The organism is Aurantiacibacter sp. D1-12 (assembly GCF_028858515.1).
Taxonomy (GTDB): domain Bacteria; phylum Pseudomonadota; class Alphaproteobacteria; order Sphingomonadales; family Sphingomonadaceae; genus Alteraurantiacibacter.
On sequence record NZ_JAPJZJ010000004.1, the window covers coordinates 115,321 to 130,326 of the forward strand.

Consider the following 15,006-nt stretch of genomic DNA (forward strand, 5'->3'; position numbering starts at 1 on the left):
ACGCCGATTGACGAATTGCACCAGTCGTTACCGTTCGGGCTTCGCATTATCTCGACCTTCCGTACGCGCTCAAGCAATCAGACAGACGATCCGGCCCCATAGCGATAGACCATCACCCCGCCGAACCATCCCCCGGCCATCAAGAATGCAGCTCCGAAAAAGCTGGAGATGATACTCGCGAGCGGGGGATGGCCGCTTGCCGTGAATACTTCGAGCCGGAGATAGAGAGCAATGCAGTAGGCGATCCAGGAAAGCCCTATCGCGGCGATGTGAAAGCCAGCGATGCGCTGGGCCGCTCCATTCAGCTTTGCCAAGTCTACCATCCCCGCCACCATCGCGATCAGTGCAGTGACAACTCCAGCCGCCATTGCCCAGGCGACAGATTGGCTGTCGCTCCACGCTCCAACAAGCTGTGCCATATCTCCGGCACTGGCGGTGATCAGGAAGGCGATAGGAAAGTGCACCAGCATCGGATGGATGGGGTGGTTGACCATATTACTTCAGGCGACACCGATCAGGCTTCCGGCCAGCATCAGGAAGCCCAGAACTGCAGCACCTGCATGTACCAGAACCAGAGCCTTGGGCGCTATGATCTTGCGAATATGGAATGACGCGAGGGCAAATCCTCCCAGCGCTGCGATGAGCAACAGGAGCAACCCGATTGGCAATATCCCGCGATCATCTGTCTGCATCTGGATTATTGCAAGGCCTGCCAGCACCAGGCCTGTCGCCCCCAAGGCGGCGTGGAGAAGTGACACCGCCCAAGAGGCGAGGCGTCCGCTCAGAACAGAGCGGGCGAGAACCAGACCCCCGATGGCGGCAATAGCAAAGGCCAAGACGGCATATTCCAACATGTTCAACTCCCTCAATTACGAATTCGGCGTCCTCCCTCAGTGAATAAATATACTTTGTCAATAAGAAAGATTACAAAGTTGTTTAAGTGGGGGATGTCTGCAAAGATGCGTGCATGGAAAATCAGGCATTCGGGGAATCGGGGAGCACCCGCGCGGAGCTGATGCGGTTTCTGCTTGAGGCAGAGGAACCCTGTTCTGTGACAGAACTTGCCGGCAGGCTTGGAATCTCACGCAATGCCGCTCATCAACATATTGTTTCGCTCGAACGCGACGGACTGATCGAGAAGGGTGAAGATATCCGGACGCGAGGGCGGCCTTCGCAACGCTATCGACTAAGCGAATACGGTAGATCCAGCTTTCCCAGGCAGTATGCGTTGCTTACCACCAGACTGGTTTCAGCAATAGCGGGGAGGCTGGATGAAACCACACTCGCCTCTATGCTGAAGGGGATTGGTCGCGAGTTGGCACATGAACTTGCAGCCGATGGCATCCCTCCAGCTGGCATTCCCATTCGCGAAGTAGTCAGGCTTATGCAGCAGCTTGGCTATGAAGCCAGGAAGGGAGAAGGAGGCGGTGAGGAAATAGAGGCCCACAACTGCGTTTATCACGAGGCTGCGCAGGCTAACCCGGCGGTCTGCGAGATGGATATCACATTGCTTGAAACACTAACCCGCCGCTCGGTCCGGCATAGTGCATGCATGGCCAAGGGCGATTGCTCCTGCCGTTTTTCATTTGCAGAAAAAGGGCCGGGAACAGATTAACACAGGCAATAATGATGCCCGCCTAAGTGGCAGCTCAATCCTTGTCGGATTTCTTGTCGCCGCTTGTATCCGCTTCAGAGGCGCCTGGTGAACCCGGCTTCTTCGCAGCAGGTTTCTTCTTTGCGGCGGCTTTCTTGCGCTTCGGCTTGCTCTTGGGCGGAGCCGGAGTGAGCTCGAAAGCGAGCTTGTCGTCCTTTACGCTGACATGCACTTCGCCGCCGCTGGCGAGTTTGCCGAACAGCAGCTCTTCAGCGAGCGGTTGTTTGACCTTCTCCTGCAGCAGACGTGCCATCGGGCGGGCCCCCATCAGCTTGTCGTAACCGCGCTTGCCCAGCCAGTCGCGCGCATCGCCATCGAACTGGATGTGCACGTTCTGGTCGGCCAGCTGCAGCTCGAGCTGGATGATGAACTTGTCGACCACGCGGCTGACGGTTTCCTTGCCGAGGTAGCCGAACGGCACGATGGCATCCAAGCGGTTGCGGAATTCGGGGGTGAACATCTTCTTCACCGCCTCTTCCGAAGCTTCCGTCTTGGTGCCCGCGCCGAAACCGATCGACTGCTTGGCGGCATCCGATGCGCCCGCGTTGGTAGTCATGATCAGCACGACATTGCGGAAGTCCACTGTCTTGCCGTGATGGTCGGTCAGACGACCGTTATCCATCACCTGCAGCAGGATATTGAAGAGGTCGGGATGTGCTTTCTCGATTTCGTCGAGCAGCAGCACGCAATGCGGGTGTTGGTCGATGGCATCGGTGAGCAGGCCGCCCTGATCATAGCCAACATAGCCCGGAGGTGCGCCGATCAAGCGGCTGACCGAGTGGCGCTCCATATATTCGGACATGTCGAAGCGCTTGAGCTCGATACCCATGATGCTGGCGAGTTGGCGCGCGACTTCGGTTTTACCCACACCGGTCGGGCCACTGAACAGGAATGAGCCGATGGGCTTGTCCGGGTCGCGCAGACCTGCGCGGCTGAGCTTCATCGCTGTGGACAGGCGATCGATCGCCTCATCCTGGCCGAAGACAACGCGCTTGAGATCCTTCTCCAGCGTGCCGAGCGCCTTTTTGTCATCCTTGGAGACCGATTTCGGTGGGATGCGCGCCATCGTCGCGACCACTTTCTCGATTTCCTTGGCAGTAATAGTCTTGCGGCGGCGGCTGGGCGGTACGAGCATCTGCATCGCGCCCACCTCGTCGATCACGTCGATCGCCTTGTCGGGCAATTTGCGATCGTTGATGTAGCGCGCGCTCATTTCGACAGCAGTCTTGATGGCATCGGGCGTATATTTCACTTTGTGATGCTCTTCAAAGGCACTGCGCAGGCCCTTCAGGATCTTGATCGTGTCGGCGATACTCGGCTCGTTCACGTCGATCTTCTGGAAGCGACGCAGCAGCGCGCGATCCTTTTCGAAGTGGTTGCGGAACTCCTTGTAGGTCGTCGAACCGACGCAACGGATCGCACCGCTTGAAAGCGCAGGCTTCAGGAGGTTGCTCGCGTCCATCGCACCGCCGCTGGTGGCACCAGCACCGATCACTGTGTGAATCTCGTCAATAAAGAGGATCGCGTCAGGCAGCTTTTCGAGCTCGTTCACGACCTGCTTCAGCCGTTCCTCGAAATCGCCGCGATAGCGAGTGCCGGCAAGCAGCGCACCCATGTCGAGTGCGTAGATCACTGCCGGTTCGAGCACTTCGGGCACGTCACCTTCAACGATCTTGCGCGCCAGGCCTTCTGCGATAGCGGTTTTCCCCACGCCCGGGTCGCCCACGTAAAGCGGGTTGTTCTTCGAACGGCGGCACAGGATTTGCACGGTGCGGTCGACTTCGGGGCCGCGACCGATCAGTGGATCGATCCGTCCGTCCAGCGCCTTCTGGTTGAGGTTCACGCAGAACTGGTCGAGCGCGGAGTCCTTTTTCTTCTCCGGCTTTTCCTTGCCATCGCCAGCCACTTCACCTTCGGCGGCGCCTTCGGCCGAGCGATCTTCGATCTGCTTGCCGTTCTTGCCAATACCGTGGCTAATGAAGCTCACCGCATCAAGGCGGCTCATATCCTGATCTTGCAGGAAATAGACCGCATAGCTGTCTCGCTCGGAGAACAGTGCAACCAGAACGTTGGCCCCCGTCACTACGTCCTTGCCCGAAGACTGGACGTGCAGGATAGCGCGCTGGATCACCCGCTGGAAGCCTGCCGTGGGCTGTGGATCGGCATCCTCTTCTGTCTTAAGCGATTGATATTCTTGATCAAGGTATTGGCGGACAACACCCGCGATCTCGCCCAGATCGACACCGCATGCGGTCATGACCTCGGCAGCGTCACTGTCTTCGACAAGTGCCAGCAGCAGGTGCTCCAGCGTCGCATATTCGTGCGCGCGGTCGATCGCGTGCTGGATTGCGGTGTGGAGCGTCTTTTCGAGGTTTTGCGCGAAACTTGGCATTACAGTCCTTGATTGAGGTTGGCCGCAGTGGGAGGTGGGGGGATGCTGCGCATCACATGGTTAACAAAGCTCTAACGCGGCGTGTGAACGGCCCCTTCACCAAGGCCGCGGTGGGTGTTGATAAGGATATGGTGCGCCGTGGCGCGATTGCGAGGGGTGCAAAGGGCCCAAACCGGCCCATCACTCGCTACTCTTCGACTTGAACAGGCTGTCTGCCAGCTTGCGATGATCCGCCGCCTTGGCGTGATGCGCCTTCACCCGGGCAATTTCCGTCTCGAGCAGCCCAACCCGCTCCATCAGCTCATCCTGGGAATAGGTATCGAGCGCTTCGCCAGCCAGCTCGGCTGCGGCGTCTGTCCGCCTGCGGGGAAGATCGTCTTCCATAGCTGCGGAACATCCCTCCCGCCGCGCTTGCTGTCAATGGTGGCTCGCCCTAGGGATGGGGGAGAAACGCAGGGGAAAAGCGGGGCAATATGGGCAGCGAGACGGCAAAAAATGTGCCGGACACCATGCAGGTGATCGAAATTTCAGGCCCAGGTGGGCCGGACGTGCTCCAGCTGGCCGAGCGCGATGTGCCGCAGCCCGGCGCGGGCGAAGTACTGATCGCGGTGAGTCATGCCGGGGTCAATCGCCCCGATTGCCTGCAGCGCATGGGCGTCTATCCGCCTCCTCCTGGAGCTTCCGATATTTTGGGGCTGGAAGTCTCGGGCGAAGTGGTCGCGATTGGCGAAGGTGTCGATCCGGGCGAACTCGGCAAGCGTGTGTGCGCGCTGGTGGCGGGCGGCGGTTATGCCCAGTATTGCATCGCCCGACCCGAGCATTGCCTGCCTGTGCCCGACGGCCTGCCGATGGAGCAGGCCGCCGCGATCCCCGAGACATTCTTCACCGTGTGGCACAACGTTTTCCAGCGCGGCTTCGCGCGTGATGGTGAAGTGCTGCTGGTGCACGGTGGAACAAGCGGCATCGGCACGACGGCGATCCTGCTCGGCAAGTTGTTCGAGCTGACCGTTATCGCGACCTGCGGATCGGACGAGAAATGTGAAGCGGCGCGCAAGATCGGCGCGAATCACGCGATTAATTACAAGAGCGAGGATTTCTCCGAACGCGTGCGGGCAATCACCCAGGGCCGCGGATGTGACCTGATCCTCGATATGGTTGCGGGCAACTACACGCAGCGCAATCTCGATTGCCTGGCAGAGGATGGCCGCCTGGTCCTGATCGCGACGCTGGGCGGTGCCAAGTCGGAACTCAACATGATCAAGCTGATGATGAAGCGGCAAATGGTCACCGGGTCCACACTGCGCCCGCGCACCGATGTGTTCAAAGGCATGATCGCGGACGAGCTGTTCCGCGAAGTCTGGCCTGCCGTCGAAGCGGGCGAGCTACGGCCGGTGATGGATCGGGTTTTCCCGTTGGCAGAAGCGTCTGACGCCCATTTGCGTATGGAAGCGGGCGTGCATGTGGGAAAAATCGTGCTGCGCGTCGCCGGTGACTGACTCGAAAGCTTCATAGTGTCGTTAAACTGCCGCTAAACTGCGGTTCGCACGTCACAATTGCGCGCCATAGACCCGAAGCCAGATACAGGCTGCAGGGGACAATCGCGGCATGTTTGGTGACTATCTTGATGGTGATATCGGCAATGGTGATGGTATCGCCAGTCTGGCTGAATACGTTTCCTCGCACGCCGAGCCTCCCCCACCCACCGTGCCGGAACGTTCACCGGAGGGGCGTCGCAAGTACCGCACGGTATGGATCAGCGATGTTCACCTCGGCACCAAGGGTTGCAACGCGCAGTTGCTGATCGATTTCCTCGACAGTGTCGATAGCGAGACCATGTATCTGGTTGGCGACATCATCGATGGCTGGCGACTGAAGAAGAAGTTCTACTGGCCGCCCGAGCATAACGATATCGTCTGGCGCATCCTGAAGCGGGCCAGGCGCGGCACGCGGATCGTCTATATCCCCGGCAATCATGACGAGATGCTGCGCCCGTTCTCCGGCATGAGCTTCGGCGGCATCGAGATCCAGCGCGCCGCTTTTCATGAGACCGCGGATGGCCGTCGTCTGATGGTGCTGCACGGGGACGAGTTCGATGCGATCATGCTCTCACATCGCTGGCTCGCTTTTGTGGGGGACGCGGCATACCACCTGTCGATGACACTGAGCCATGTGGTCAATGTGGTCCGGCGGCGGCTGGGCCTGCCCTACTGGTCGCTCAGCAAAATGGCCAAGCACAAGGTCAAGAATGCGGTCGAATTCATCGGCAAGTATGAAGAAGTCGTTGCCCGTGCTGCTGCTGAACGCGGGGTCGACGGGGTTGTCTGCGGCCACATCCACACCGCCGAGCACCGCATGTTCGGCGACACGGAATACTGGAACGATGGCGACTGGGTGGAAGGCTGCAATGCTCTGGCCGAGCATGCCGATGGCCGCATGGAAATACTCAATTGGCCGGAGGAAGTCGCCAAACGTCAGGTGCCTGTAACGAGCACGGCGGAGGCAGCATGAAGATCGCGATCATAACCGATGCCTGGCACCCGCAGGTCAATGGCGTGGTCCGGACGCTTACCAGTGTGACCGGCGAACTGTTGCGCCGCGGGCACGCTGTGCAGATCATCTCGCCGGGTGAGTTTCGGTCGATACCTGCACCGTCCTATCCCGAGATCCGGCTGGCGCTGACAGGCGCGCGAGGGGTGGGAAAGCGGCTGTCTGCCTTTGCGCCGGACTCGATCCATATCGCGACCGAAGGTCCGCTCGGCTGGGCGGCGCGTCGCTGGTGTCTGCGCAACCGCTTTCCTTTCACCACCGCCTACCACACACAATTCCCCGACTATCTGGCGCGGCGTACAAGGCTGCCTGCCAAGCTGTTCTGGCCTTTCATCCGGCGCTTTCACGGGCCAGCAGAGCGGATCATGGTGGCGACACCAAGCATTCGGAAAGAGCTGCGTAAGCAGGGGCTGACAAAGCTTCACCACTGGTCGCGCGGGGTCGATCTGGCGACCTTTCACCCAGATCATGCACCGCCCGACTTCTTCTTCAACCTGCCCCGCCCGATCCAGCTTTACGTTGGCCGCGTGGCGGTGGAGAAGAATATCGAGGCGTTTCTGGGCAACGATCATCCCGGCTCCAAAGTGGTTGTGGGCGATGGGCCTGCGCTTACCCGGCTGAAGGCACAGTTCCCTGACGCACACTTTATCGGCAAGCGAACGGGGCCTGACCTGGCGGCCTGCTATGCCGGAGCGGACGTGTTCGTCTTCCCGAGCCGAACCGACACCTTCGGCCTTGTGATGATCGAAGCGCTGGCATGCGGGACCCCGGTTGCCGCCTATCCTGTTGCCGGACCGCGCGATGTTCTGCAAAACGATAGCGGTGCGATGGACGAACGGATCGAGCGGGCAATAGGGCGGGCCCTGCATTTCTCCCGCGAAATCTGCCTTGCGCACGGCCGCAACTTCAGCTGGGAAGCAAGTACCTCCCAATTCCTCGACGGACTTGAGTCCGGGGGCAACGCATTGCCAATCGGAAGCGTCATTCCGCTGCCTGCATAGTGCGCTAGAGCGCAAATGCTTGCGGGATGCGGCGAAAGGCTCTACATCATGGGGTAAGGCTGGCCGTCCCGTGAGGGGCGGCCCTTTTATTTCGGAGAAACATCGTGGCTGATCAGCCCAAACCCCTCATGCCGCACGCCACCGCCAGCTGGCTGGTGGACAATACCGCGCTGAGCTTCACCCAGATTGCAGAATTCTGCGGTCTGCACATCCTTGAAGTGCAGGCGATGGCGGATGACCTTGCCAGCTCCAAGTACACCGGCCGCGATCCTGTGCACTCGGGCGAGCTGACGCATGAAGAGATCGAGCGTGGTCAGGCCGACCCCGAATATTCGCTCGTCATGCAGAAGGCGCCCGTCGATGTCAGCCGCACCAAGGGCCCGCGTTACACGCCGGTGTCGAAGCGTCAGGACAAGCCCGATGGCATCGCCTGGCTGCTGCGCAACCACCCGGAAATCTCCGATGCGCAGATCGGCCGTCTGATCGGTACTACGCGCAACACGATCAACGCGATCCGTGAGCGTAGCCACTGGAACATCGCCAACATTCAGCCGAAGGACCCGGTGACCCTGGGTCTGTGCTCTCAGCGCGAGCTCGATGCCGCTGTGGCCAAGGCTGCAAAGCGTGCTGGAACGACCGAGCCTGTCGAAGGCGAAGAAGCGCCGGCAACACCGGTCGATCCGCGTGACGACAAGGAAAAGCTGATCGAGGAACTGCGCAAGGAGCGTGAGGAAGCAGCCAAGGCCGCGACTGAGGCCGCGCAGGAAGCCGAGGCCGAAGCATGGCTGGAAGCCAAGCGCGAAGCCGAGGCCAATCCGGAGCCCGAGCCCGGGCCGGATTCGCTCTAAGCGAGCAGGCGCGAGAAACAAAAAAGGGGCGGTCCCGCGTGGGCCGCCCCTTTTGTTTGCCCTCTCCCAAAACGGGGGCTGTTATCCCTGTTGAACCGGATCAGCGGGCGACAGCCACGCCGCGATCACTTTCTTCGCCCAAAGGCGCCGCCATTGCTGGCTTCGATGCCGGCTTGGGCGCATTGGCGCCGAGCGGTGCAAAGCGGCCATTGACCTTTGCGCCCTGCTCGATGGTCAGCGTTTCGTAGCTAACATCGCCTTCGATCTTCGCGCCTTTCAGCACGACGAGGTTCTTGGCCTCGATCCGGCCTTTGACTTCACCTGATAGGCGCGCGGTTTCGGCTTTGATCTCGCCTTCGACATGGCTGCCTTCGCCCTGCACCAGCGAGGCGCAGGCGATATCGCCGTGAACCTTGCCATCGACATGCAGATCAACGGTTGCTTCGATATTGCCGCGGATCGTTACGTCCGGTCCGATTACGGAAAATGTGCTGCCTGAATTTGCCATTCTACTGGGCTGCCTCGTGCGCGTGGGGGGCAAATTCTGCTCTTGCTTCTTCGAGAACATGGGGGGCTGTCTCCAGGAATGGGCGCGGGTTTACCGCGCGACCATTGATGCGCACTTCAAAGTGCAGGTGTGGCCCGGTGGAGCGACCCGTACTGCCGATGGCGCCAATTACATCACCGGCAGCAACGTCCGCACCCACTTCGGTGCGGAAGCGCGACATGTGGGCATAGCGTGTGACCATGCCGCCATTGTGGGTGATTTCTACAACCTTGCCGTAGCCCGACTTCCAACCGACGAAGCTGACTTCACCAGCAGCGGCAGCGTGGATGGGTGAACCATGCGCGGCGCGGAAATCGAGGCCGGAATGCATGGTCGCACGACCGTTGAACGGATCGCGGCGATAGCCGTAGCCCGAAGAGATCGAATTGATGTCTGCGGGCATATACTGCGGGATGGTTTCGAGACCACGTTCGAGAGCACTCATGCGCGCAAGGCTCAGGCCCAGACGCTCGAAGCGCGGGTCAATCGCGCTGTCGCGGCCAGAAAAAAGGCCCTCGAAAGGACCACCAACCGCCACGTTACTGTCGGCAACCGCGCGCGGATCAAGACCGAGCGAGCGAATGGCTGCTTCGGTGCGGGCCGCGCGGCGATCGGCATAGAGCGTCAGCGCTTCGACAACCGCGAGCTGGCGCGCTTCGACTTCGGCGAGGCCGACGGCTTCTGGGAAGACTTCGCGCATCATGCTGATGAGTTCTTCCGATTCCTCGGATGAATCGGACACGGTATCTTCCGCTTCAGCGACTAGATCCTCGGGCAGCATTTCGACGATGTCATCGAGCATGTCCTGACGTGCCTGCAGTTCGGCAACCGTCGCATCGAGATCTTCCGAATAGGCGGCGTAGCGTTCTTCGCTCTGCTCGACATGCGCTTCACGCTCCAGCAGCGAAGCGCGTTCTGCACTAGCGCGGTACTGGTTGAATGCCATCACGCTCATCGAAATCGCCCAGCCGAGAACGGCCGCTAGCACCAAGCCGGCAGCGATCATCTGCATCCGCGTTGTGATAGTGATAAAACGGACCTGACCCTGGGAGCGCATGAAAAATTCGCGCTCCGGGAACCAGCTCCGCAGGCGTTCCATTGTCCCGCCTGTGGCTTCTTTCTGCAAAACGACCCCGTAATCCCGAGTTAATTTGTTGCTGGGCGGTGTAAACGATTCGAGTGAGAGGTCGAGTCACGGCGCTCTGACTCCGGGGCGAATCGAAGAAGTGGTGCGATGAATCGTTTCGTCGTGTAAAATTTTCGTGCTTTTTGCGGGAACCAAATGATCTCGGAACGATTCGCGCCTGCCTGTACTTCCTCAAATATGCCCACGGAAAAGGACCTTCGAGAATTCTCGATGAATGACATGTCGAACGCTGCCGAACTGACCGATCTTGCCCCTGATGAAATGGTTGCCAAATTGGCGAAGAATGGCCGGGCAGCGCAGCGTAAACTGGCGCGAATGGGCGATAGCCAGAAGGCCGAAGCCTTGCGCGCCGCCGCTGCAGCTATCCGACAGGCGGAAGCGACCATCCTGGAGGCCAATGCAAAGGACATTGCCGCAGGCGAGGCGCGCGGCCTTTCCAGCGCGATGCTCGATCGCTTGAAGCTTGATTCAGAGCGGCTTGAAGGCATTGCCGGCGCCATCGAAAATGTTGCCGCCCTGCCCGATCCGGTGGGTGAGGAGATCAGCCGGTCACAAGCGCCGGCTGGCATGACTCTGGTGCGCCGCCGAATTCCCATCGGCTTGATTGGCATCATCTATGAAAGTCGCCCCAATGTAACCGCCGATGCCGCCTCGCTGTGCCTGCGGTCGGGCAATGCGGCCTTACTGCGCGGGGGAAGCGAAGCGGTGCATTCGAACCGCGCACTGCATGCCGCTTTTGTCGAGGGCGCTTCGCAGGAAGGCGTACCCGCAGGGGCGATCCAGCTTATGCCCACGCAGGACCGTGAAGCTGTTGGCGCGATGCTCAAGGCCGCAGGTCTGATCGACATGATTGTTCCTCGGGGCGGCAAGGGGCTGGTGGCGCGCGTGCAGGAAGATGCGCGCGTTCCCGTGCTCGCGCACCTTGATGGCATTTGCCACACCTATATCGACGAAGAGGCCGATCCGGGCATGGCGAAAGACATCGCGCTCAACGCGAAGATGCGGCGCACGGGCATTTGCGGTGCGATGGAAACGCTGCTGATCGATCAGGGCTTCAAGAGCGCGCCCGACGTTCTGGCTGCATTGCTCGATGCCGGATGCGAATTGCGCGGTGACGCGCGCGCGCAGGAAATCGATGACCGGATCAAGCCTGCCGAAGGCGATGATTGGGATACCGAGTATCTTGATGCCATTCTCTCTGTCGCCATTGTTGCCGGTATCGGCGAGGCGATGGAACATATCTCGCAGCACTCCTCCGGCCACACCGATGCCATCGTGACGTCAGATGACGCCGCCGCAGAGCGGTTTCTGGCCGAAGTCGACAGCGCCATCGTGATGCACAATGCCTCCAGCCAGTTCGCCGATGGCGGCGAATTCGGGCTCGGGGCAGAGATCGGCATTGCCACCGGAAGGCTGCATGCGCGCGGACCGGTGGCGCTTGAAGGCCTCACGACCTATAAGTGGCAAGTGCTTGGACAAGGCCAGGCGCGCAGCTGAGGTCTTTTCTTGCGCCATTCTGGCCCCATCACCGGATTGCTTGGCGGGAGCTTCAACCCCGCGCACGGCGGCCATCGCCGCATTTCACTCTTCGCGCGCGATGCGCTGGGGCTCGACGAGCTATGGTGGATGGTATCCCCCGGCAATCCGCTGAAGCCCAAAAAGGGCATGGCGCCGCTCCCCGCCCGCGTGAAAGCTGCCAAAAAGGTCAGTCGTAATGCCCCAATCCGCGTCACCGCGATTGAACAGGCGCTCGGCACGCGGTACACCATCGACACGCTCCGTGCGCTAAAAAGGCGTTACCCCAAGCGGCGTTTCGTGTGGCTGATGGGGGCTGACAATCTGGCGCAATTCCATCGCTGGAAGGATTGGCGCGACATAGCGCGGGAAATGCCCATTGCCGTAATCGCCCGCCCGGGTTATGACGATGATGCTATTGCGAGCCCCGCAATGGCCTGGCTGCGGAATTTCCGGTTATCTGCAGCTGGTTTGAAGAACCGGGGCGAATGGAGCGCACCAGCGCTGATAGAACTGCGTTTCGATCCCGATCCGCGTTCGGCCACTGCGATACGCCGGGCGGATCCCAATTGGGCAGACGGATTTTCCGGACCTGCTCCACGGGATGAAGTGACGCATTCCCTCATCCATGAAAGTCCTTCAGGAGGTGGCGCTTAATGCGGTCAGCTCTTGGAAAGACTTTTGTCCATTCCCAATTCAGGAGCATGACCCTACGCGATGACCCAGCCCGGCAATGCAGCGCAAACGCGCTCCACCGCAGATGGCAGTCCCGCCGCAACAGCAACACTTATCTCCATGACTGAACAAGCCACCCCACAAGATGCAGAGCCCGGCTCTCTCCACGAATTGATCCTGACCCAGCTTGATGATGATCAGGCGCAGGAAATGGTCTCGATTCCTCTGGCGGGCAAAAGCTCGATCGCCGATCACATGATCATCGCTTCGGGCCGCTCTACGCGGCAAGTCGCGGCGATGGCGAACAAGCTCGCTGAAAAGATCAAGCAGAGCGGCAAGGCCATGCCGCGCGTTGAAGGCCTGCCAGCCGCCGACTGGGTGCTGATCGACGCGGGTGACGTTGTCGTCCACCTGTTCCGCCCCGAAGTGCGCAGTTTCTACAATCTGGAACGCATGTGGGGCTTTGGCGAAGACGGCAAGACGCGCCAGATGGGAAGCGCGTAACCTTCTTTGCGAAGCGGCCTCCGCCGCTTCGTCCTCGCTAGGCGCGCAGCAAGCTGCGCCCGCTGCGGGCGGCCGGTCGGCCTAGGTCGGCCGCTTTCCGCGACCGATATGGAGCTTAACCGTGAGCGCAGTTGGGCGATATAAAGCGGCCAATCGGGCAATGTGGCTCTCTTGGGGGCTGTTCTTTGCATTGATTGCCTACAGCGTCGCCTTCGGCCCATTCCGGCTGCATCGTGAACCGCTTTTCAGCTACGGATTTGTCGTCATGCTGGCGGCCATCGTGCTGCAGTTCTGGCTCGCGCGGCGGGCCTACAAGAGCGTACATTGCGGCAAGTGCAAGCATCGCTTCTTTGATCGCATGTTCGTGATTTTCCCGACCAAGCACGGCTGTTCCAAGTGCGATGCTTCGCTCGACCATGCCTTCCTGTACCAAGAGGAGGGCTAGATTCTCCTCCACGTTATCGCTCGCGGCAAGATTGCCCGTTCGCCTGAAGGTGAGCTGGTGGATCGCTATGCCAAGCGTATCCAGTGGCCGCTCAAGCTGACCGAACTGCCTGAATCCGGTGGACGGATCCCCGAACCTCAAGCGCCCTTGAAGACTGTTCTGCTCGACGAGAAAGGCAAGAATCTCGGTTCCGAGGAATTTGCTGCCATTCTCGAGCGGTGGCGCGATGATGGCATGCGCGAATGCCGCTTTGTCATCGGTGCGGCGGACGGGCACTCGGCGGAGGAGCGCGCGGAAGCCGATCTGCTCCTTTCCTATGGCAAGGCGACCTGGCCGCACCTACTCGCCCGTGCCATGCTGATGGAACAGCTCTTCCGCGCGACGTCTATTCTTGCGGGCCACCCCTATCATCGGGCAGGATAGCAGGCATGGCGTGGCTCAATCATCGCACAGTGCTTCTAGGCGCATCGGCGCTACTCTGCGCAGTCGCAGCCAGCGGCCAGCGCGCCACTACTTTTGACAGTGCCGATGATACCCGCACCGCACTGGCCGAGGCGCTCGAAGAACGCCGTGCCGCGGAAGCGCGGAGCGAGCGCCTGGAGGCTGAGGCTGCAGCTGCCGAAGACGCCGCAGATCGTGCATCGCGCGAAGCCGCCGCGCTTGCGGCACGCATCCAGCAAGCCGAGGCCGGGATCGCCGCGGCACGTGCGCGCATGCAGATGGTCGATGGCGAGCGCGCCGAACTGCGCGAAGAGCTTGGTCGCGAGCAGCGCCCGCTGGTCCGCCTGACCGCTGCGCTCCAGCAATTCTCCCGCCGCCCGGTGGCTTTTTCGGTTTTGCGACCGGGAGAGGTGCAGGACGTCGTCTACTTGCGCGCCATGCTACACAACGCTGTGCCGCAAGTGCAAGAAAGCACGGCTGGCCTGCGCATGCAGATCGCCCGCGCAGCCGAATTGCGCCGCGAGGCAGAGGCTGCGACCGAAGCGCTATCAGCAGAAGAAGTCGCCCTGGAAGAACGGCGTGCGCAGCTGGCTGAAGTGGAAAGCGAAAGTCGCCTCGCCGCGCGCGCCGCAGGGGTTGATGCCAATCGTGAGGCAGAGCGTGCGCTGGCGCTGTCCGAACAGGTGCGCGATTTGGATGGCCTTGTCGAAGAGCTCGACCGTGCGGGCGCGCTTCGCCAGCGTCTCGCAGCCTTGCCCGGCCCGCAACTGCGCCCCGCCGCGCCCGAGGCTGCGCAGGTAGCAGACGGATCAGGCGCTGCGCCGTCGCTTTCGGTCAGCGATGCCGGATTGTCGTCTTACATACTCCCCGTCTCGGGCCGCACAGTCACCGGGTTCGGTGCGCCCAGTGGTTCGGGCCTAAGCCAGGGCCTGACACTGGCTCCGCTGGACGGCGCGCAGGTGGTTGCTCCTGCCGATGGACGCGTGGCTTTCGCGGGCCCCTATCGCGGATATGGCCAGATCGTGATTATCGAGCATGCCGGCGGCTTCACCAGCCTGATCACCGGCCTCGCGCGCAGCGACGTTCGCGTTGGCGTCGAAGTGGTGGGCGGCGCGCCGCTCGGTGTCGCAGGGCCGGACCGGCCCACGGTAACGCTCGAGCTGCGCAAGGACGGTGAACCGGTAAATCCGGTGCTCTTTGTTGGTTAGTTAATCTCATGAACCCGCCTCCGCGGGTTCGTCCTCGCTAGACGCACTTCGCTTCGCTGCGTGCCCGCTGCGGGCGGGCAGT

Annotated in this window: 17 protein-coding genes; 11 read left to right on the forward strand and 6 right to left on the reverse strand. The window is 60.9% G+C overall.

Annotation, left to right across the window (positions count from 1 at the left end):
- Window positions 1–77: 77 nt before the first annotated feature.
- The gene (locus tag OOZ52_RS10485; protein ID WP_274698470.1) at window positions 78–494 is read right to left on the reverse strand and encodes a DUF2231 domain-containing protein; all 417 of its coding nucleotides are present in this window, start codon (window positions 492–494) and stop codon (window positions 78–80) included.
- A gap of 6 nt (window positions 495–500) precedes the next feature.
- On the reverse strand, window positions 501–854 hold the full coding sequence (locus OOZ52_RS10490; protein ID WP_274698471.1) for a hypothetical protein: 354 nt from the start codon (window positions 852–854) through the stop codon (window positions 501–503).
- 113 nt (window positions 855–967) lie between these two features.
- Here OOZ52_RS10490 and OOZ52_RS10495 point away from each other — a divergent pair, with 113 nt between their 5' ends.
- Window positions 968–1,615, forward strand: coding sequence for a helix-turn-helix transcriptional regulator (locus OOZ52_RS10495; RefSeq protein WP_274698472.1), 648 nt, complete (start codon window positions 968–970; stop codon window positions 1,613–1,615).
- A 34-nt stretch (window positions 1,616–1,649) separates the two neighbouring features.
- Here the strand turns inward: OOZ52_RS10495 and clpA are convergent, their stop codons facing one another.
- Both clpA and OOZ52_RS10505 read right to left on the reverse strand, forming a co-directional pair.
- Window positions 1,650–4,046, reverse strand: a complete 2,397-nt coding sequence (clpA, locus tag OOZ52_RS10500) for an ATP-dependent Clp protease ATP-binding subunit ClpA (RefSeq protein WP_274698473.1) — start codon at window positions 4,044–4,046, stop codon at window positions 1,650–1,652.
- Window positions 4,047–4,226: 180 nt separating this feature from the next.
- A complete protein-coding gene (locus tag OOZ52_RS10505) occupies window positions 4,227–4,430 on the reverse strand; it encodes a DUF1192 domain-containing protein (protein ID WP_274698474.1) in 204 nt (67 codons plus the stop codon).
- 89 nt (window positions 4,431–4,519) lie between these two features.
- Here OOZ52_RS10505 and OOZ52_RS10510 point away from each other — a divergent pair, with 89 nt between their 5' ends.
- The 4 genes from OOZ52_RS10510 (at window position 4,520) to OOZ52_RS10525 (ending at window position 8,442) form a co-directional block, all read left to right on the forward strand.
- Window positions 4,520–5,542, forward strand: a complete 1,023-nt coding sequence (locus tag OOZ52_RS10510) for an NAD(P)H-quinone oxidoreductase (protein ID WP_274698475.1) — start codon at window positions 4,520–4,522, stop codon at window positions 5,540–5,542.
- A gap of 109 nt (window positions 5,543–5,651) precedes the next feature.
- The gene (locus OOZ52_RS10515) at window positions 5,652–6,554 is read left to right on the forward strand and encodes a UDP-2,3-diacylglucosamine diphosphatase (RefSeq protein ID WP_274698476.1); all 903 of its coding nucleotides are present in this window, start codon (window positions 5,652–5,654) and stop codon (window positions 6,552–6,554) included.
- Window positions 6,551–7,594 (forward strand): glycosyltransferase family 4 protein, encoded by a 1,044-nt coding sequence (locus OOZ52_RS10520; protein WP_274698477.1) that lies wholly within the window; start codon window positions 6,551–6,553, stop codon window positions 7,592–7,594. The genes OOZ52_RS10515 and OOZ52_RS10520 overlap by 4 nt, the downstream gene beginning before the upstream one ends.
- Window positions 7,595–7,722: 128 nt before the next feature.
- The gene (locus tag OOZ52_RS10525) at window positions 7,723–8,442 is read left to right on the forward strand and encodes a DUF1013 domain-containing protein (RefSeq protein ID WP_274698574.1); all 720 of its coding nucleotides are present in this window, start codon (window positions 7,723–7,725) and stop codon (window positions 8,440–8,442) included.
- 100 nt (window positions 8,443–8,542) lie between these two features.
- Here OOZ52_RS10525 and OOZ52_RS10530 read toward each other — a convergent pair whose 3' ends face one another.
- Together OOZ52_RS10530 and OOZ52_RS10535 are read right to left on the reverse strand one after the other, a co-directional pair.
- Window positions 8,543–8,950, reverse strand: coding sequence for a bactofilin family protein (locus tag OOZ52_RS10530; protein ID WP_274698478.1), 408 nt, complete (start codon window positions 8,948–8,950; stop codon window positions 8,543–8,545).
- A gap of 1 nt (window position 8,951) precedes the next feature.
- Complete coding sequence (locus tag OOZ52_RS10535; protein WP_274698479.1) at window positions 8,952–10,088, reverse strand: peptidoglycan DD-metalloendopeptidase family protein; 1,137 nt, start codon at window positions 10,086–10,088, stop codon at window positions 8,952–8,954.
- Between the two features lie 258 nt (window positions 10,089–10,346).
- Here OOZ52_RS10535 and OOZ52_RS10540 point away from each other — a divergent pair, with 258 nt between their 5' ends.
- The 6 genes from OOZ52_RS10540 to OOZ52_RS10565 all read left to right on the forward strand — a co-directional run bounded on the left by OOZ52_RS10540 (window position 10,347) and on the right by OOZ52_RS10565 (window position 14,924).
- Window positions 10,347–11,633, forward strand: a complete 1,287-nt coding sequence (locus OOZ52_RS10540) for a glutamate-5-semialdehyde dehydrogenase (RefSeq protein ID WP_274698575.1) — start codon at window positions 10,347–10,349, stop codon at window positions 11,631–11,633.
- Between the two features lie 9 nt (window positions 11,634–11,642).
- A complete protein-coding gene (locus OOZ52_RS10545; RefSeq protein ID WP_274698480.1) occupies window positions 11,643–12,308 on the forward strand; it encodes a nicotinate-nucleotide adenylyltransferase in 666 nt (221 codons plus the stop codon).
- A 138-nt stretch (window positions 12,309–12,446) separates the two neighbouring features.
- Window positions 12,447–12,830, forward strand: a complete 384-nt coding sequence (gene rsfS / locus OOZ52_RS10550) for a ribosome silencing factor (RefSeq protein ID WP_274698481.1) — start codon at window positions 12,447–12,449, stop codon at window positions 12,828–12,830.
- 160 nt (window positions 12,831–12,990) lie between these two features.
- Window positions 12,991–13,275 (forward strand): hypothetical protein, encoded by a 285-nt coding sequence (locus tag OOZ52_RS10555; RefSeq protein ID WP_274698482.1) that lies wholly within the window; start codon window positions 12,991–12,993, stop codon window positions 13,273–13,275.
- Complete coding sequence (locus OOZ52_RS10560) at window positions 13,276–13,698, forward strand: 23S rRNA (pseudouridine(1915)-N(3))-methyltransferase RlmH (RefSeq protein WP_274698576.1); 423 nt, start codon at window positions 13,276–13,278, stop codon at window positions 13,696–13,698. It begins immediately after the preceding gene.
- Between the two features lie 5 nt (window positions 13,699–13,703).
- Window positions 13,704–14,924, forward strand: coding sequence for a murein hydrolase activator EnvC family protein (locus tag OOZ52_RS10565; protein WP_274698483.1), 1,221 nt, complete (start codon window positions 13,704–13,706; stop codon window positions 14,922–14,924).
- Window positions 14,925–15,006 lie beyond the last annotated feature (82 nt).